Raw genomic sequence first — 18,395 nt, 5'->3', positions numbered from 1 at the left:
TTTCCGGCGCAAAGATAAAATCTTTTTTATAATAATTTGTAATTTTTCACGAAACGGAGTAATAAAAACATGTCACTAATCTTTTTTTGCACCGACTTTACAGATCATGTTATGAATTACTTTTTAATTCCTGAACATCTTGTTTCTTCCGGTTTTAAATCTCGATATATCTTTGAGAATTACCTCATCAGCCGGATTAAAATGTTTTAATTCATTCACAATCTCTGAACGTGTATTTACTTTTTCAGCAATGATTTCATAGGCAATATTCCTGGTTATGGCCTGGAGTTTCACATCTTTCCTGAATTCATGTTTCATTACATCCAGATAGATCATTTTTTTATATCCCGGCGTTTTCTTATACAGATCCTCAATTTCCATTTCCAGTTTCCGCACATCAGAAATATTGGCAAAATAATTATTCAGACAGTTGAACGGATCTTTATCCTCATTCCAGCCTTTCAGTAATATTTGTTGGGCTTCCTCTGTTTTCTCCATTTTTTTACGGTAAATCAGAGAAGCTTTTACCATCTGGCTATTGGCCGTATAGTCATCTACAACCATCTGATAGTAAATATGTGCGTTCTTAAGATCATTGATTTCCCTATAAAGATCTCCTACTTTCTCTTTCTGCTCCATTTCTTTGTAAAGATCAATAGCTTTTTTATATTGTTTTGCTTTTTCATAGCAGACCGCTGCATCAGATTTGTTTTTAAGTTTTTTAAGATACACAGCAGCAGCTTCATTATAGAATCCTCCGTCTGCCAGTATTTTTGCGCCTCTGTAATTATCCTGCAAAAGATTCATATAGACCTGTGCTGCTTTTTTATATTCTTTTTCTGCAATATATTTACGGGCCAGTTCTTCATATTTATCCCGGATCTTGTCAAACAGTGAAGCTTCAATATAAAAGTTTCCTCCACCTGCCCCTCTTCCTTTGGAATATTTCTGATTTTGTTCCTTATCTTTTAAAGAGGTAATCACCATAAGAATAATAAAAGCTACAATCAAAAATATAGCTAATGTTCCTACGACACTCCAGAAGCTTTCATGGAACAGCTGAGCCACAATTCCGATGATCTTAAACATGGCAAGCAGTACAAATGCCGCCATAAATTTATCTATGAATTTCTGTTTATTCATCATCATCTTCAGTCTTTAAAATTGTTTTATCCTCTCTGAAAAGTCTGTAGAGAAGCAGCATCACACAAATAATAAGAGCCCAGACAAACCAGTTATAGCCAAACATTTTTACTAAAGGATAAAACAGGTATACCAGCATAGCAACAAGTATTGCTATTAAAAGAAATTTTATCCAGCCCGGAACATTGTCTCCTCCCAGGTTTAACGTCTTTCTTTTAAATATAAAGGAATAAAGTCCTACAGCCCCGATCATAAAAAGGACCAGATACAAAATATCCAGGACCGGAGCCTTTTCTTTTGGTGCAGATCCTCCTGTTTCAATACCTTTTACTTTCGATTTATCAACCGATGCTGAAGATGGATCTGTAAAATCAACCGTGCCGTAAAGACGGCCTAAAGAATCAGCCATTAAAGCCTGTCTCTTCTTTAAGAGGTATTTGACAACATCTCCATTCACCGGCTTTCCTCTGGTATATTGTTTCAGAGAGTCTGAAATTTTTCTTTTCAGCTTTTCAGTATTTCCTTCAACATGTTTTTTGATTTTCCTGGTATAAATCATTTTTAGAGAATCCCTGCTTTGCTGTTCTTTATTCCCTAACTTTTCAATATCATGCCCTATTTCACTTACATTTCTTCCGCCTGCTTTCCTGTAATCTTCTTTTTCCTTCTCATTTTTGGCTTCCATCATTCCTGCCGTAAGCAGTTCGCCGGATAAACTTTTCCTTTTATGATAATACATTGAATCAATCTTCTGATCAATTTCTGATATCCCTGATTGAAATGCAATCATATCGGAAGGAGCCTTTACAGCGTCTGTTACTATTGTTCCGGAGGAATTTGTTATTTCCTGCTTCTCAGATTTATCCGGGGTCAATGGTAGCGCAAATCTTAAAATAACTGCAATCACCAGAACAATCCAGAATATTCTGCGCGAATTTTTGGTTCCCGTACTCCCTGGTTTTCCATCAGAGTTCCCTCCCAATAAGTTCTCAAGCCAGGTAAATTTACCAAAACCATCCCCTCTGGAAGTCCCCAGAATATCCAGGGGAACTCCCAGTTCTATCGCTCTTTCAGGATATTTTTCAATATATTTTAAATACTTTTCAATCTCTTTTTTGTTTCCCGCCATTACTTTTTTCAGATCAAACGGCAGATTATTCATCCATTCCTCTTCTGTTTTTGCCGGCTGTAGCGCTTCCAATACTTTCTCATCATCCATTTCTACCGTATAACTTTCTATTTTCTGAGGAATTTTAACTCCGTTCAGTGGTTTTACGACGGCTTCTCCTGTTGTTTCCACGTCATGGAGTAATGCAAGCCAATCAACTTCTTCAGAAAGTTTTACCAAACCAAACTCCGGATGCATGATCAGAAAATGTACTTCAAGCTGTTCCCAATCTTCAGGATTGATCTTCGGATAAAAAGTAGTATATTCAGGAATGAACAGCCTGTCATCTACACACTGAAAGTAAGCATTTCTGCCAATTTCCTGAGGAACGGCATCATCAAAAACAAGAAGGCATCCATATAACACATTGGGTTTTTCAGCAGGAACAGCATAAAATCTTGCCTGGCCTACATAGATGTTAAGCTTCTCCATTTCCTGCAGCCAGACCAGAGGAGAATCTCCTTTGATCAGAACTCCTTTTTTAGGATAATTGTTTTTTGGGAAAGGTTTAATTCTAAGCTCCATAATCCAAAATCTGTTCAATAAATGCTTTTAAAAATCTGGCATACATCTCTTCCATCGTTTTCACTTTCAGTAATGAATGTTCCGGAAGATAATATTCTGAACCTCCGAACTCTGTATACGTAGCAAGGGATAGAAATCCGTATGCCGTGGAAGGGATGAAAAACTCTTCAATACTTTTATTACTGCTTCTGAAGGTCAGCATTCCACGAGCATCAGTAATAATTTCACTACCATCAGGAAAAGTAAACTTATTTTTATTCTGTTCTGCAAAAATTTTAATATCGAACCTGTTCTTGTAAAGGTTAAGTGAGTTTTCATACAAACCGCTTAGCTCATTACCTGATATGACCAGCTTATCATTTTTATTGATTCCGATTTTATTAAAATTACTGATAATTTTTAAACCGCTGCGATTCAGTTTATTAACTTCCGCAACAACTTTTACATTGTTTTTTTCTATCTCTTGATCTTTATCTGAAACAACTTCAAGAGAAATGTTTCCATCAACATTTATCTTATAATGAGTGGGAATCTCCGGCTGGTATAAATAAAAATTCTTACCGAAATAAATCAATTCGTATGACTCCGGAATATTAAAGCCTGTAAGATTCTGTTCAGAATATTCCTTGGTATTGATATTCAATTTTGAGATTAATTTTCTGTCAGGCTGGTATTGACAGAGAATAAAATGCTGTTGTTTATTTTTTGTCAAGGCAAACTGCCCCCTGGGCTTTACAGAAATATTTTCAAACAAAACCTCACAGCCGTGATAGGTTTTATAGTAATCGTAAGAATGCCTGTCATAATAATTATCAGAAAGATACGTTTTCAGCAGCTGTTTTTTTGAACTCAGAATAAAAAATTCACCCTCATATAAAAACCGTGCTATCTGATTAGCCGGAGTGGGGAATAAAACCGGGTAATTTTGCGGAAGATGTGTTTTCTTTCCGTTACTTTGTTCTCCCGCTTTTTTTCTTTGTGGCGGGTTTGCCCATAACTCCTGAAGTGGCAGCTTTATTTTCTGAATATGTTTTCTTGCCCCTTTATCATGTTTGTAAATGTTAATCTCGCCATCTGAAGTGGTTGTGACTAAAAATTTAAGCCTGTCTCTGTTCTGATGAACAACTTTCTGAACCTTTTCATCAACCATATTCTCCTGATGGGTAATGAAGAAGACTTCAATATCTTTTTCAGACTGCTTTTCACTGAAGAATTTACCCAGTGCTTCTGAGACTTCAAGAACCGGGCTTACCTGATTAAGGTTTTCAACCACATTTTCTACCGTATTTAAGGAAACCGGGATTCCCGCCTTACCTAATGCAATAACCTTACATTCAGAATGGGCTTTCGGATGTTTAATAACTGCAATAGCGGAAGCAAAAGCCAGTACTTTTGGAGTTCCCCAGTTTCTGAGGGAAGTATCGATCAGAATAACCCTTTCAAAAATATTTTCTTCAGGTGGTATTTCTCTCTGAATGTAAAGGGTTTCATTATTGGCTATACGATTCATAAATACTTCATCCTCATTGGCAAATTCAGAGAGAAGCATCCTGTTAAAGTCTCCTTTATTGGTTATATCAGAAATCCCGCCAACAGGCTGTTCTCCGGGTGAGAGATGGCGCATTGGGATTTTCAGTCCGCTCCATATTCTTTTAATGAGACTGCCTACCTGAAATGTTTTGGGCTCTTCCAACAATTCCCTGATAAAATCCTTACCTGAATCTGCACCGTTCTGCCCTGCCTCATCATCCAGCTCAGGCTCTTCAATAAGTCCTTTCATCGCATCAATGATGGACTGAACTTCAGGAAATTTTTCATTGAGTTCCATCGCGTTCAGATCCCTGTTCAGTACGGATGGCCCTGCATGTTGCTTTTCTGCACTGGCAGCAAGCTCTTGAGGTCTTTTATAATAGAAATTCAGATTAAGCTCTGCATTGACAGGTGATATTCTGTTATGAACATCTTTAAAAAGGGTTTGTAAAAGTATAACCCTGTTTTGCCCTTGCTTATAAGCTTTAGGAAGTGATTTAATTTTTTCCAGGAACTCAATTGCTTCGTCTGCGTTGAATTCAAAGTTTCCCATACTATAAAATTCCGCAGTCCTTTTCAAAGGTCCAGCAAAGTCTGTATATCCATCCTGCATTGCATATATAGCCATAAGCAACGCCCCGAACGGAGGCCATCCCTGTGGCTGGAGCTCTTTAAGAATTTCTATAATATAAGGTCTGTAAGCAATCGCCCCTACTCCCGGAACTGAAATAAGGTTATAATCATGATAACCGGAATCCCCCGGAACATCTTCATCTGTTTTCCATTCCCAGAAATAATTTTCATAGGATTGGAAATAGGTTTTTAATTCCATTCTCTTGATTTTTCAGTAAGGCGGAATGAACTTAAGGACAACTGTCGCAGATCCGTATTTTTTATGGTAAGGTAGCTCCCGCGTTCATCCCATAATAACCATCTATCCAAGTCCTTATTATATTTCTTCTGCAGGAATATGCTTAGATTTTTAAATTCAAAGTCAAAACCCGCAGGCAGAAGGTGACCATCTTTTAGCCAGTATGCTTTCCCCGGGAGGCTTAGTAAAGGACTCCCTATAAACAGTGCTTTATCTCCTATAACAGCCCATTTTATTTTTTCAAGTTTAAATTTTGGAAGTACGGCAATCCCTTCTTTAATTTCTGATAAGTTACTCAGTAAAGCAATTCCCTTCTGTTCTTCGGTACTTTCTTTCAAGCTGATATGAACTTTGTCTTCAATACCAAAGTAGTTTTGGTTGGAAGCCGGAAAAGTAAGCCGTAGTGCTTTGTGTATCGGGGTCCAGAGTAATGCCGTTCTCATCTTCTTACTGGGAACCAGAGCCCCTTTCCGGAACAGCAGCCCGTTGCGCTGTTCATACACCAAAAGGTCAGGCAGCTGATGCAGCTCTGAAGCGGATATCTGCTCTTCCGTAAAGCCTTTAAGCCATATGGTTTCATCATCCCCCGCCAGCTGAATATTTTTCCAGTCCCTGATTGATCCCAGAAAATCTTCACCGTTACGGGGCAATTCCGCCCAGAATTCTTTTATATGGTTTGAAGAATCTTCTGCCATAAGCTTTCTATTTCCTGTTGAATGTATTGTTTCTGTTCAGGATTTCTGATCCATTCACAACGGGTCTGTAAATATCTCAGTTTATCTTTAATCACATTCTGCTCTTCAAAGCTCAACATTCCGTCATTCCATTTTTCTACAAGGATCTTCACATCTTTCATAACCTCTTCGGGATTGGGGGTTTTGTTCTGCATAGCCTGCGGATGTGAATCCGGATGATCATCTTTCTCTATTGTTCTGTTGATAATTCCTTCCAGAATTTCAATCTGTTCTTCAGTATCCCAAATGTGTTTCAATACCCAAAGATCGGAAAGAACAGCTTCATTTCTTCCGCAGATCAGCGCACTTGCGGCAATCAGGTTCTGGAGTTTTACTGCTCGCCGGTCCGAAATAGCAATTCCTGTATTCCTAAGGCTCATAATAGTATTCAGATACACTTCATAAATTGGCCTAAGGTCTACTTTTCTGCATAAGTTCTGCAGTGCTTTAATTTCATCGGTATAAATTTCCGGAATTTCTGTTTCTTCTTCATTTTCCAGTTTCCTTCCGGCCAGAAGTACCTGCTGTAATAATTCCGGGTTTACATAATCTACATTGATCCTTATCAGAAAACGGTCAAACAATGCATTTAATGCTTCATCTTCCGGAAGGACATTACTTGCACCCACAAACATCAGGGCAGGAAGATACTTTGTTTCTTTTCCTCTTTTGAATATTTTTTCATTCAGGGCTGTCAGAAGCGAATTCAAAATCGCAGAATTGGCATTAAAAATTTCATCTAGGAATATCATGGAAGCTTCAGGCATCATTCCTTCTGTATTGGTCAGGAGTTCTCCTTCTTTCAGCTTCCTGATATCAAAGGGGCCAAAGATTTCATTGGGTTCTGTAAAACGGGTTAATAAATATTCAAAGTTTTTACCGTCTTTTACAGTTTTTGATAACGTTCTTACAATTGCCGATTTTGCCGTTCCCGGAGGACCATACAAAAAAGCATTCTCCCTCGCCAGAAGACATATTCCCAGCAGGTCTACCACATCATTTTTCCCGACAAACGTATCTTTTACGTATGAGAGTACTTTATTGAGTTTACTGATATTCTGAATCATTGGTTTTCTTCAGTTATTATGTTTAATTCTCTCCAGAATACGTCTTTGTGTATTCCGAATTCTGCATTTAGCAATTTATTAATATATGGAATTTCTGCCAGCTTATAGTCTCTCTTTTCTACAACTCTTTCCAGATACAACTTCCGGTAGGTTTTGTTTTTCAGTTCCTCTTCCCAATTTACATGACTCAGATCAAGGTCATAACCAATCCCGGAATAATGGAATGTTTTTAAAATGTCTTCCACAAGTGTAATCAGAGGATCTTCCGGATCAACAGTATTCAAAGCCATTATAATCTGAGGTAAAAATCTCAGTGACAGATCAGCGGACAATATGGAAGAAACATCTCTTATTCCCCTGAATCCGGACACAAGAGTTTTCAAATCCTTTGCAGTATTTTCCCTGATCAGATAGAGCTGTGCACTATAATAGAGTACTTTCCCAGCCCATACTGCAGCCTGTTTATTACAGCTCAGCTGTCCGGACAGGAATTCCAGCCTTTCTTTTTCAAATTCTGCTTCGAAATAATGCTCCGCTTCCGATTCTTCTGTTGGGGAAATTTCCTTTACAGCAGAGAAAAGAGTTATGCATTCATTCTTTCTGAGCAAAAATAAAGTATCTAAAAATGGTGACTTTGTTTCCATCATCTAACAAAAATAAAACTATTTCGCTGAGAATAAAACTTTTATCTCAGGATTGATTTACATACAGTATGCTTCTTTAAAAAAATGATGATATTATATTTCCCGTATTTCTTTCAGGCAACTATTTCAATAATATTATTTTCAGGATCCAGGATAACACTTTCATAGTATCCGTCACCTGTTATACGGGGTTCACCGGCAATGGTATAGCCGTCTTTCCTCAACACTTCAGTGAGTTCATCCACTTTTCTTTTACTTTCTACCGAAAATGCCAGATGTATGATTCCGAACTGCTGGGCTTCATAAGAATTTGTATTTTCCCTGATATCTGGCCTGGTCATAATTTCCAGCCGGCAGCCATTATCAAAGCTTAAAAAGTAAGATTCAAAATTTTTGACAGGGTTATGATACTTTTCATTGGAAACAGCACCGAAATATTTCTGGTAGAATTTTCTGATGGCTTCAAGATCCTTTACCCAAACTGCTATATGTTCTATTTTCATATTTATTTTTTACTATTGACAAAAGTAGCAGGATGAACATTGAAATGTTTGCTCCATATTATTCTATTCTTATCCTGTATTTGCACTGTTTTATTTTCAGCTCAGAGGTATGGTATTTCAAGTACAACAGATAAACAATGATTAAAACATTAGCTGATAATATCTTAAAGATTACATTTCCAACAAATCCGTTCCACCCTCACAATAAGAGAGACAAACTAAAAGTATTATCTTTGTACATTCAAAATAAAATTATGAGTATTCACATCAGTGCAAACAAAGGAGAAATTGCTAAAGTAGTATTGCAGCCGGGGGATCCGCTTCGTGCACAGTATATTGCTGAAAATTATTTGGAAAATGCAAAACTGGTAAGCAAAACCAGGGGAATTTTTTATTATACAGGTCTTTATAAAGGTAAAGAAATTACTGTAGGAGCCAGTGGTATGGGTTTCCCCAGTATCGGGATCTACTCTTTTGAGCTGTTTACCGAATATGAAGTAGATACAATTATCAGAATCGGAACTTGTGGTGCCTATACGACGGATCTTAAACTTTTTGATATTTTAAATATTGAAAATGCTGCCAGCGAGAGCACTTATGCTAAGTATGCATGGGGAATCGAAAATGAAATTATTTCTCATCAGGGAAATATTTTCAATACCATTAATGAAACGTCTAAGGAATTATCATTGAATGCTAAAGCCATTAATGTACACAGCAGTGATATTTTCTACAGAAAAGATCCGGAAACACCTGCTATAGCGACAAAATATAACTGCCCGGCAGTAGAAATGGAGGCTTTCGGATTGTTTGCAAATGCCCAGCATTTAGGTAAAAATGCAGCTACAATCCTTACTGTAACGGATATTATTCCAACTCATGAAAAAATTTCTGCTGATGAAAGAGAAAAAGCTTTAAACCCAATGATGGAGCTGGCTCTGGAATCTGCAATAAAAAGTTTATAAGAACGAATATGTAAATTTGTAAAGAGAAGAAGATAAGCTATCTGTAATATGAGCTTTTTCTGTTTACATTTATTACCCAAAAAGAGCTTTACTGATCAGTAGAGCTCTTTTTATAACCTGAAAAACTTCCTGGCAGTTTCTGTGGTTTCATCAGCTACTTCAGACAGGCTTAATCTTTTCAGACAGGCAATCGTTTGTGCCACGTAAGGCAAAAATGCAGGTTCATTCCTCCGGTTCCGGACTCCGGGTATATTTTTGGGAAGCATAAATGGTGCATCTGTTTCAATCATTATTCTGTCAAGCGGAACATATCTGATCACCTCCTCCAGATGTCTGAATCTCCTTTCGTCGCTGATTGCTCCGGTAAATCCTAAATAAAATCCTTTATCAAGGTATATTTTAGCTTCTTCCAATGTGCCTGTAAAGCAGTGGACTACAGCTTCAGGTAATTCCTGCAGGTATTCATCTGTAAGTTCATTAAATCTTTTAAATGCCGATCTTTCATGAAGAAAAAGAGGTTTCTGTATTTCTATAGCTAATTCAAGCTGGGCTTTATAGCATTTCTCCTGAGCAGACCTGGGAGAAAAATCACGGTCAAAATCCAATCCGCATTCTCCAACAGAGATCACATGATTCTGTTTCAGTAATTTTCTAAGCTCATTGATACTCTCGTGATGAAATGATTTTGCATCATGGGGATGAATTCCTGCGGTTGAAAATAAAATCCCCGGATATTCTTTTACTATTTCAGCAGATTCTTTACTTCCACGAACGCTTGTGCCTGTAAGAACCATCTGTTCTACTCCATGATTAAGGGCACGGTTGATAATTTCGTCATGTTCTTTATAGAACTGTTTATTGGTGAGATTGATACCAATATCAATGTACATGTTCATTTGTTAATTTGTTAATTTTTTATTTGAATCAGAGGCAAAATTATCCCTATACTACGCATCCTTTTTACGCAGTACAATGTTTCTATTCATTAATAAACTTTTCCAGGAAACCTATCAGCCTTGTTCCTCCATGATTCCACCGGATCCCATGCCCTCTTTCTTCCCTTATTTCAAAAACAAGCCCATGCTTATAATGAAAAAACACGTTCCACCACGTTTGATTCTCCAGGATATAACAGATCTTCTCCATAACTTTTGCCTGCTTCTGCTGGTTGTTTCCTTTCACCTCACCCCAAAAGTAATCGTCCATTCTGCCGTTATGTTTTTCCCACGCACGTTGCGCAATACTTATTTCATTGTTAAAAGGCTCCCTGCAAGCCTGTATCAGGACATTTCTAAAAGGAGGGACCGCATTTTCATCGCGTATACTTGCTGAGGTCAGCCTTTGTCCTAAAACAATAAGCCAGTCTTCAATTGAAATTTCCTCTATTCTTCCTGCCTTAGCTTCATCATGTTCCCTGCTTTCCAGTATATTGATAAATCTGTCAAAAATTTCCTGACGATTGACCTTTATTTCATCCATAAAATAAGGTAAATCCCATTCAAGGGTGTCTGTTTTGTATTTTTGGATATTCTTTTCGAGATTCATCACATGTTCTTCTGCTAAAATACCCTGATATTTTGCTTTCCAGGAAGCAGAAATAAAGGGAATAAGATTTTTAAACATATCCATTTTTTATGATAGTCTTATCTGGTTTGAGAAAAGCTGTTCTTCCCTGATCAGATATCCGACAAGATTAAACCAACAGCTACAGTGGTCCAAAATCCAGGCATCAGAAGAAATAACAACCTCTGAACAGCCTGCGAGAAACTTATCCGGATTAAATTGTAGTTCCACTTCCCAATTGAGATTATTTTCTAAAGCAAATTCATGGATAAGCTGTTTTATTCTCCCACTGTTGGATACGGGCTGGTCAAAAATCCACACCAGCTTCTGAACTTTATTTTTCACAAAAAAGGCTTTTATCAATGCAACGGCCTCCATGGTCTGCTTTACTTTTTTATAAGATCCGTGAATTCCTGAAAGGTCCCGAAAGCAACCGTCAAGTCCTTCAAAAATATAAGCTCCTGACAGCAAGCTTTCCAATAGAATCAATACATTAAAGCCATCAAGATAAATTGTCCGGTTTTTTAATGCCCCGATCTCAGTTTGTTTTAAATTCCTGTTGCGGATCTGATGATCAGATGCTGAGGCTCCTCTTATCGCCTGTATCTGACGAGTCTTAAGTCTGTATCTGTTTCCGACAAGTTCAGAGGCTGCCTTTTCTGCATATTCTCTTGTCAGCAGATACTGCATGTCCTGAACCGCAAGTTTAAGTTTGCCGGTCTGTTTTTCCGAACCAAATAATGCATCATCTCCTGTATTTTTTCCACGGTTTCTGTTATTCATGTCCAAAAATAATTTTTTTGGGGCAGTTATTTTACAGAAAATTGTTTTAATCCGTCTATTCCCATACTTTTTTAAACTCTGTAAATATGAAAGGTTTATGATCATGGAACAAGGCTTGTTCAACCCTTGAAGTTTCAAAAGGTTAATATGATTTTATTTAAACCATCCGTTACATGTTATATTTTCTACAAAAAAAAGGATATTTTATACAAAAGTTCTGATATTAATTAGGGATATGTTTGCAGAAATTTAATAAGATCATTATGACAACACTGAAAAAATTATGTTATCTGCTTACAGCAATATTTTTATCTGCATCTTTCGTTTCATGCTCCGATAATGACAGTGAAATTGTAACAGAGCAGCAAACCCCTTCTGAGGTTCTGGCTTCTACTCCATGGGAAACTACAGGAGCAAAAGACAAAAATGGAAATAATGTGGCATTAACGGATGCCAGCCTAGCCGGATATGTAGGTTTCGCTTATTTTAGAGCCAACAGTAAATTTGCAATTTATGGTTTGGATGATGTATTGAGATCAAGAGGAACATGGTCTGTGGATGAACAGGGTAAGAAAAGGACAATCACAGCTTTAAATCCTGACGGATCTGCCATCTTTACCCGTGATGTGGATATCCTTGTTCTCAATAAAAATGAATTTACTTACAGAATTCATCCAAGCGCTGCAGACCCTTCGCTTTTTTATGATATTATCCATACCCGGACTTCTCATGCAGAACCGGCCAATGGCCAGCTTATATTAGCTTCCACCCCATGGGAGACTACGGGAGCAAAGGATAAAGACGGGAATAGTATAGCTTTAACAGATGCCAGTGTTGCAGGATATGTAGGCTATTCTTATTTCAAAGCCAACGGAACATTTACCATTTACAGCCTGAACAATGTTCTAAGATCACAGGGAAAATGGTCTGTTTCTGCTGACGGTAAGAAAAGGACACTGATCGGTTTGGACGCCAATGGTGCCGTTATTTTCACCAGAGTTGTAGATATTCTTACTTTGAATGAAACTACTTTCACTTACAGAATTACTCCTGATGCGGCCAATCCAACTGTTTTTTACGATATTATCCATACTCAGGTTGCCCATAATGAACCTCAGTAGTAGTATTTAATCATAGGCAAAGTCTGTCCGGTCCGGGCAGACTTTACTTTATCCGTTATATCGTATCAGAAAGGGATTAAATATATTCTTTCCACCATTTTTTCCAGATGGTTTGTTCCAGCTTATCCAGGTTTACTTTTTCACCTATAACAGGTAGTGTGATTGGCTGATGACTTTCTTCAGCATATTGTGAAACCAGTTCCAACGGCTCATACCAGCTGTGCTGTGCCAGTTTAAATTTTGAGTGATGAACAGGAATAAAGTTTTTAGCTTTCAACTCCTTTACTTCTTTTATTATTTCTTCAGGCAGGCTATGAATGTAGGGCCATTTTGCATTGTATTGGCCACATTCCATCACGGCCAAATCAAAAGGTCCGTATTTTTCTCCTACTTCTGTAAAATGGTTTCCATAACCACTGTCTCCTCCTAAATACAGATTCTTTGAGGGAGTTTTTAAAACAAAAGAGGTCCAGAGTGAGATATTCCGGTTGAGTAACCGTCCGGAAAAATGCCTTGCCGGCGTCAGGGTAATGGTAAATCCTTCTGCCAGATCTATACTTTCCCACCAGTTCTTTTCAATAATTTTTTCTGGTGACCACCCCCAATATTCAAAATGCTGGCCGGTTCCCAAACCGCAAATAACCACTCCTACCTTATTTTTTAAGGCCTGAACCGTTTTATAATCCAGATGATCCCAATGATCATGGGAAATAAGCAGATAATCTATATCAGGCATATGTTCCGGTTTATAATAATCTGCCCCCTGAAATGCTTTTACAGATCCTGGCATGGGAGATGCATTTCCACTAAAAACAGGATCTATCAGAAATCGCCTGCCGTCAGTTTGTATGAAATAAGAGCTATGCCCGAACCATACCATAACATTCTCATCCGGCCGGAGATTCTTCAGATCTGTTGCCACAAACGGAAGTGCGGTCCGGGGAAATGCATTTTCTATTTTGCACAGGCTTCCCAAAAGTGCTTTGGTCATACTTTCACCCTCCAGTAAGGCCGGTGTGATCAAAATATTCTGAAACTTTCCGTCTCTATAGTTCGAAAGTGTGCTGAAGTATTCTTTTCTTTTTTCATCGGGAAACTGCCCGAGTTGTTTTACTAAATTCATCTTTATTTTTTTACATCCTAAGTCTTTCTTCTTCCAGATCCAGCCTTGTCAGGTAATGTCTTATATATTCTTCATCAATATTCGGATTCCGCCTGTTTTCCTCCCGAAGCCAGATCCTTTGTTGTTCAAGGGTTTCAAAGTAAATTTCTTTGGCTTCGTCAGAAAGTTTATGGACAGAGTCTTCTTTATCTTCCTGTTCCCAGCGGTCCATCAATTTATTGAAATATTCATTTTCATTTCTTCTTTCCTTATAGTTCTCATCAAGGTATCTGAAAGCTATACGCCGCATTTCTTTCCGTAAAAAATGTTCCGTTTCCTCTTCAGACAGATATCCGCCATTGGAATCTGATAAATTGAGTTTTTTAATCAATACAGGTAGAGTCAGCCCCTGAAGAATTAAAGTTACCAGGATCACCACAAATGTGATAAAGAGAATCAGATCACGATGCGGAAAGGGTTGTCCGTTTCCCATCATAACCGGAATTGATAAAGCTGCGGCTAAAGATACTACACCCCGCATCCCTGTCCATCCCATCAATACGGGAGCTTTCATTCCCGGATTCCGGTCAGCTACATTGATGAAATTCCGCATAATTAATGTGGTGAATACGGCACCCAGAGAAGCCAAAAACCGTACAATAATCAATACTGCTGTAACCAGCAGTCCATAATTTACAGCTTCGGACAAGCTTATTCCTTCTTTTTTCAAGCCCACCATAATTTCAGGAAGGTCCAGCCCTATCAGTAAAAAAACGATCCCGTTAATCAGGAATACAAAGCTTTCCCACACATTTGATCCTCTTAACCTGGATTCAGAGGTTCTGAAGATCTTATGTCTTCTGACAGACAGGAATAACCCGCCGCTTACCACAGCCAACACCCCTGAAGCATGTACTTCTTCTGCTGCAATATACATAACATAGGGAGCCACCAAACTTAGTATAGCATCCATATTGACATCCGTTGGAAATATTTTTTCAATTTTCAGGAAAATGAATGCCAGTATAACTCCGATTCCAAGTCCACCAAATACCATCCAACCAAAGCTTATCACAGCATCCTGCCAGATAAACTGTCCTGTAGCAACAGCTACCATTGCAAACCTGAAGATGATCAGGGAAGAAGCATCATTAAACAAACTTTCTCCCTCCAGAACTGTGGATAAATTTTTAGGAACCTTTACAAATTTCAAAATGGCACCAGCACTTACAGCATCAGGCGGAGACACTATTCCACCCAATACAAATCCTAATGCCAGTGAAAACCCCGGAATGTAAGAATTGGCAACAAAAGCGACCGAAATAGCGGTAAGAAAAACCACAATGAATGCAAAACTGGTAATAATACGCCTCAGCTTCCATATTTCTTTCCATGAAACGGCAAAGGCAGCTTCATATAAAAGAGGAGGCAGAAAAATAATAAATATAAGTTCAGGATCTATTTTTATAACCGGTAAACCCGGGATAAAACTAATCAACAGACCTGCAATGACCAGTATAATAGGATAGGCCACCTTCAGGCAATTAGCCAGCATAATTGCACCAATAATCACCAGGACTAAACCCAGGTAATAAATAAAATTTTCCACCATTGCTTTTCAATTAACTTTAAACCAAATTATAGAATTTTTAAGAAATATAATAGTGATAATTTAATTTTTTGGATCCGAAAATAGAAGTCGTATCTTTTATATGCTCTGAATGTACTGTCAAATCAGACACATGAACTCTTCACAACTTATTAATGATGAGCATCATCACTACACTTATCAACAAAATAATCCCTATTATAATGGCACTCTGAGTAACATGCTTCATATACCTTTTCCTATCAAAGGTAAATGTTTCGGGATGAATGCAGAATTCGTCAAAGACAAACGGATCTATTTTCAAATCAGGCCTGAAATACGCCACGCCCTGAATGAACCTTCTCCGTAAGACTTTCAGGTTTCCCACATAATAACGATATCCCGCATCCACTCCTTCAAAATCAACCTTCACTAAAGATCCATTGTCATTTACCGTCAATACATATCTTTTATTTCTGGCGCTCAGTATTATATCATAATCTCCTGGAAAATCATACTTCTCTAAATTAGTATACAGAATCTGATCTATAGTTCCATCGATTCTTTCATAATGAATTCCCTTATCATCAACCACAATCCGACTGACTACCCTGTTCATTACTTTTTTCCGATAGTTGTAAAAACGATAAAGCCCAACTGCAAGAGCCGGATAGTATAGTATTGCCACGACAGCAAACAGTAATGGTTTTTTACATATAACAACAGGTAATATTAATACGGCTAGAAACACCGTCAACAATAGAAGTCCTCCGAAAATTCTGGTAAGCCACGTCATCATCCACCATGGCTTAGAAAACAAAGGTAAAAATTCTTTTCTTACATCCTCTTGCATCTGTACAAGGTACGAAAAACAAATTATAAAATATAAAAAGAACTCCAGTACAGCGCTGCAGTTCTCCTGATACAAAATTGAAAATAAGATATGGCTACTAAAACTATATGATTCTATAGAATGGATTATAAAAATTGATACAGTAAACCAGCATCTGCTAACTGTTACAATTCTTCTGCAAAACAACATAATATACAGGATAAAGCTGTTAACCCAATTTTAATTATTGTTTATTTTTTTTAATATAAATTTTACTGTCTTACAGAGAATCCTTGCTAAAGATTAGCTCTCTATGAGTGACAGAATTAAATAAAGTTTTGCTAATATTAAGTTTTTCCAAATATTTATTTTATTTACAATTTCGGTCATTTGAAATCATTTAAATTTTCACAAACCTTTGATAAAAATGGGTTCTTTTTAGTATATAAACAATATTTTTGCACTTAGAAAAGAATTTAATACACAATGAAAATCATATTTTTTCTGTTACTTATTGGGTATAATTTTTCATATGCACAGACAGCTGCTTCGGCTGAAAGTTTAAAAGAATATACTTACGAAGAATTACAAGAAAAATTCTATGATTATAATTATGCCGGCAGGTCTGATAAATCAAAACAAATTGCACAATATTATTTGGCCAAAGCAAAAAAAGAAAAGAATAATTCCCAAATAGCAGAAGGCTACGCATTTATGTATGTTAATGAAAATAAAGAAAATGCATTAAAATACATTGATAGTATGAGTATTATAGCAAAAAAGCTAAATGAAAATATATATCCCACCCGAATTTATCTTTTAAGGGCTAATGTATTTTTAAAGTTTAACAATCAAAAAGAAGCACTAGATAATTATATATTAGGGCTAAAATATGCAAAACAGAAAAATAATAAAAGACAAATTGCTCTGGCAGAAACCAATATTGCCTATTTAAACAATTTCATTGGAAAACACGCTGAAGCAGCCACAGTATTAAGATCTTATATGAATAATGCTGACTATCTCAATGCTAATGAAATAGAAAAAATAAGAGTAAATCTTGCAGATACTTATATTGAGATTAATAAATTAGATTCAGCCACCCTATTGATTAATAAAGGATTAGAAGTTTTTAAAAACAAAGACCCCTACAGATATCATCAATACTTGACTTTAGCAGGATTTAACAACCTGAAACTCAAAAAATATCATAATGCCATTGGCAATTTATTGGAATCTAAAAAATATTTCCTGACCACTGACGATGAAAGAAATAAAAATTATACGCTTTTTTATTTAGGACAATCTTATGACAAAGTACAATTAAAAGATAAAGCCGTTCAATGTTTTGTAGAAATAGACTCACTTCTGCAGAAAAATGATTATGTTTTTCCTGAACTCCGGATTGTATATACCTATCTAATAAATTATTACAAAGAGAAAAACAATAAAGAAACACAACTTTTCTATATTGAAAGATTTTTAAAGATTGATCAGCTGCTGGATGCACAATTCAGATATGTTTCCCGGGAGCTTCCCAGACAATATGATACTCCAAAGTTATTAAAAGAGAAAGATTCTATTATTAATGAACTGGAAAACAAAAAAATATTTTTTATTCTGTCTCTTTGTACTTTATTACTAATACTTTCATTACTTATATTCCTATACCACAAATCTAAAAAAGCTGAAAAACGTTATCAGAAAATTGCTCAGGATTTAATTCTGTCTGTAAATGACAGTACTGTAAAAAACGAAACTAAACCTGAAAAGGAAATGATTCCTGATCATATCCATGACCAGGCAGTTATTAATCACAAACCCATAAAAACAATTTCTGAGGACCTTACTCAAGCTATTTTAAAAGGCCTTAGGAATTTTGAAGCTAAAGAACAATTTTTAAATAAGGGAGTTACATTAGGAAGTCTGGCAAAAAAGATAAGAACAAATACCAGATACTTATCCGAAATCATTAATACCCATAAAGGGAAAAATTTTGCTGCGTACCTGAATGATCTCCGTATTGATTATGCTATTAACAGACTGGCACATGATAAAAAATTCCGATCTTACAAAGTTCCTTCAATCGCTGAAGAACTCGGTTATAATAATGAGCAAGCCTTTACATTAGCTTTTAAAAAACGTACTGGAACTCCGCTTTCTATATATTTAAAAGAAATTGAAAAGTTAGCTGACACAGAAAATTAGAAAATTATGTCCTCTACTAAAGCATATGAATAAATAGCTTTAATTGAT

The 18,395-nt window shown here is 36.7% G+C and carries 16 protein-coding genes; 3 read left to right on the top strand and 13 right to left on the bottom strand.

Features of this window, described 5'->3' with window-relative positions; translation table 11 throughout:
* Positions 1-123: 123 nt before the first annotated feature.
* The 7 genes from DRF59_RS09025 to DRF59_RS08995 all read right to left on the bottom strand — a co-directional run bounded on the left by DRF59_RS09025 (position 124) and on the right by DRF59_RS08995 (position 8,185).
* On the bottom strand, positions 124-1,149 hold the full coding sequence (locus DRF59_RS09025; protein ID WP_241505512.1) for a tetratricopeptide repeat protein: 1,026 nt from the start codon (positions 1,147-1,149) through the stop codon (positions 124-126).
* A complete protein-coding gene (locus DRF59_RS09020; RefSeq protein ID WP_115958907.1) occupies positions 1,136-2,836 on the bottom strand; it encodes an APC family permease in 1,701 nt (566 codons plus the stop codon). Before DRF59_RS09020 ends, DRF59_RS09025 begins: the two co-directional genes overlap by 14 nt.
* The gene (locus DRF59_RS09015; RefSeq protein WP_115958905.1) at positions 2,826-5,198 is read right to left on the bottom strand and encodes a hypothetical protein; all 2,373 of its coding nucleotides are present in this window, start codon (positions 5,196-5,198) and stop codon (positions 2,826-2,828) included. Before DRF59_RS09015 ends, DRF59_RS09020 begins: the two co-directional genes overlap by 11 nt.
* Positions 5,189-5,932 (bottom strand): hypothetical protein, encoded by a 744-nt coding sequence (locus DRF59_RS09010; protein ID WP_115958903.1) that lies wholly within the window; start codon positions 5,930-5,932, stop codon positions 5,189-5,191. The genes DRF59_RS09015 and DRF59_RS09010 overlap by 10 nt, the downstream gene beginning before the upstream one ends.
* On the bottom strand, positions 5,905-7,038 hold the full coding sequence (locus DRF59_RS09005; RefSeq protein WP_115958902.1) for an AAA family ATPase: 1,134 nt from the start codon (positions 7,036-7,038) through the stop codon (positions 5,905-5,907). The genes DRF59_RS09010 and DRF59_RS09005 overlap by 28 nt, the downstream gene beginning before the upstream one ends.
* Positions 7,035-7,685 (bottom strand): hypothetical protein, encoded by a 651-nt coding sequence (locus DRF59_RS09000; RefSeq protein ID WP_241505511.1) that lies wholly within the window; start codon positions 7,683-7,685, stop codon positions 7,035-7,037. The genes DRF59_RS09005 and DRF59_RS09000 overlap by 4 nt, the downstream gene beginning before the upstream one ends.
* Before the next feature lie 110 nt (positions 7,686-7,795).
* On the bottom strand, positions 7,796-8,185 hold the full coding sequence (locus tag DRF59_RS08995; protein WP_115958900.1) for a VOC family protein: 390 nt from the start codon (positions 8,183-8,185) through the stop codon (positions 7,796-7,798).
* Positions 8,186-8,439: 254 nt separating this feature from the next.
* Here DRF59_RS08995 and deoD point away from each other — a divergent pair, with 254 nt between their 5' ends.
* Positions 8,440-9,150, top strand: coding sequence for a purine-nucleoside phosphorylase (gene deoD, locus DRF59_RS08990; protein ID WP_115958898.1), 711 nt, complete (start codon positions 8,440-8,442; stop codon positions 9,148-9,150).
* 110 nt (positions 9,151-9,260) lie between these two features.
* On the opposite strand, the gene DRF59_RS08985 is transcribed toward deoD, so the two are convergent.
* From DRF59_RS08985 to DRF59_RS08975, 3 genes are all read right to left on the bottom strand, one after another.
* Entirely contained in the window at positions 9,261-10,046 is a 786-nt protein-coding gene (locus tag DRF59_RS08985; RefSeq protein WP_115958896.1) for a TatD family hydrolase, read from the bottom strand.
* Between the two features lie 82 nt (positions 10,047-10,128).
* Positions 10,129-10,779 (bottom strand): hypothetical protein, encoded by a 651-nt coding sequence (locus DRF59_RS08980; RefSeq protein ID WP_115958894.1) that lies wholly within the window; start codon positions 10,777-10,779, stop codon positions 10,129-10,131.
* 3 nt (positions 10,780-10,782) lie between these two features.
* Complete coding sequence (locus DRF59_RS08975) at positions 10,783-11,496, bottom strand: DUF434 domain-containing protein (RefSeq protein ID WP_115959270.1); 714 nt, start codon at positions 11,494-11,496, stop codon at positions 10,783-10,785.
* Between the two features lie 263 nt (positions 11,497-11,759).
* On the opposite strand from DRF59_RS08975, the gene DRF59_RS20995 reads away from it, so the two are divergent.
* The gene (locus DRF59_RS20995) at positions 11,760-12,617 is read left to right on the top strand and encodes a DUF4822 domain-containing protein (RefSeq protein WP_206606741.1); all 858 of its coding nucleotides are present in this window, start codon (positions 11,760-11,762) and stop codon (positions 12,615-12,617) included.
* 76 nt (positions 12,618-12,693) lie between these two features.
* On the opposite strand, the gene DRF59_RS08965 is transcribed toward DRF59_RS20995, so the two are convergent.
* From DRF59_RS08965 to DRF59_RS08955, 3 genes are all read right to left on the bottom strand, one after another.
* On the bottom strand, positions 12,694-13,740 hold the full coding sequence (locus DRF59_RS08965; protein ID WP_115958892.1) for an MBL fold metallo-hydrolase: 1,047 nt from the start codon (positions 13,738-13,740) through the stop codon (positions 12,694-12,696).
* A gap of 10 nt (positions 13,741-13,750) precedes the next feature.
* Positions 13,751-15,331 (bottom strand): Na+/H+ antiporter, encoded by a 1,581-nt coding sequence (locus DRF59_RS08960; RefSeq protein WP_115958890.1) that lies wholly within the window; start codon positions 15,329-15,331, stop codon positions 13,751-13,753.
* A gap of 139 nt (positions 15,332-15,470) precedes the next feature.
* Entirely contained in the window at positions 15,471-16,160 is a 690-nt protein-coding gene (locus DRF59_RS08955; protein WP_115958888.1) for a hypothetical protein, read from the bottom strand.
* 465 nt (positions 16,161-16,625) lie between these two features.
* Between DRF59_RS08955 and DRF59_RS08950 the strand changes: the two genes are divergently transcribed.
* The gene (locus DRF59_RS08950; protein WP_115958886.1) at positions 16,626-18,347 is read left to right on the top strand and encodes a helix-turn-helix domain-containing protein; all 1,722 of its coding nucleotides are present in this window, start codon (positions 16,626-16,628) and stop codon (positions 18,345-18,347) included.
* Positions 18,348-18,395 lie beyond the last annotated feature (48 nt).

Source organism: Chryseobacterium flavum, from assembly GCF_003385595.1.
Taxonomy (GTDB): domain Bacteria; phylum Bacteroidota; class Bacteroidia; order Flavobacteriales; family Weeksellaceae; genus Chryseobacterium; species Chryseobacterium flavum.
This window is presented reverse-complemented; position numbering and strand designations above follow the sequence as displayed.

Bases quoted from the DNA above. Each gene is read 5' to 3' on its own strand.
- DRF59_RS09000 (WP_241505511.1), bottom strand. From the start codon at position 7,685: ATGATGGAAACAAAGTCACCATTTTTAGATACTTTATTTTTGCTCAGA.
- DRF59_RS08955 (WP_115958888.1), bottom strand. From the start codon at position 16,160: ATGCAAGAGGATGTAAGAAAAGAATTTTTACCTTTGTTTTCTAAGCCA.
- DRF59_RS08975 (WP_115959270.1), bottom strand. From the start codon at position 11,496: ATGAATAACAGAAACCGTGGAAAAAATACAGGAGATGATGCATTATTT.
- DRF59_RS08995 (WP_115958900.1), bottom strand. From the start codon at position 8,185: ATGAAAATAGAACATATAGCAGTTTGGGTAAAGGATCTTGAAGCCATC.
- DRF59_RS09020 (WP_115958907.1), bottom strand. From the start codon at position 2,836: ATGGAGCTTAGAATTAAACCTTTCCCAAAAAACAATTATCCTAAAAAA.
- deoD (WP_115958898.1), top strand. From the start codon at position 8,440: ATGAGTATTCACATCAGTGCAAACAAAGGAGAAATTGCTAAAGTAGTA.
- DRF59_RS08960 (WP_115958890.1), bottom strand. From the start codon at position 15,331: ATGGTGGAAAATTTTATTTATTACCTGGGTTTAGTCCTGGTGATTATT.
- DRF59_RS09005 (WP_115958902.1), bottom strand. From the start codon at position 7,038: ATGATTCAGAATATCAGTAAACTCAATAAAGTACTCTCATACGTAAAA.
- DRF59_RS20995 (WP_206606741.1), top strand. From the start codon at position 11,760: ATGACAACACTGAAAAAATTATGTTATCTGCTTACAGCAATATTTTTA.
- DRF59_RS09010 (WP_115958903.1), bottom strand. From the start codon at position 5,932: ATGGCAGAAGATTCTTCAAACCATATAAAAGAATTCTGGGCGGAATTG.
- DRF59_RS08980 (WP_115958894.1), bottom strand. From the start codon at position 10,779: ATGGATATGTTTAAAAATCTTATTCCCTTTATTTCTGCTTCCTGGAAA.
- DRF59_RS08950 (WP_115958886.1), top strand. From the start codon at position 16,626: ATGAAAATCATATTTTTTCTGTTACTTATTGGGTATAATTTTTCATAT.
- DRF59_RS08965 (WP_115958892.1), bottom strand. From the start codon at position 13,740: ATGAATTTAGTAAAACAACTCGGGCAGTTTCCCGATGAAAAAAGAAAA.
- DRF59_RS09025 (WP_241505512.1), bottom strand. From the start codon at position 1,149: ATGATGATGAATAAACAGAAATTCATAGATAAATTTATGGCGGCATTT.
- DRF59_RS09015 (WP_115958905.1), bottom strand. From the start codon at position 5,198: ATGGAATTAAAAACCTATTTCCAATCCTATGAAAATTATTTCTGGGAA.
- DRF59_RS08985 (WP_115958896.1), bottom strand. From the start codon at position 10,046: ATGAACATGTACATTGATATTGGTATCAATCTCACCAATAAACAGTTC.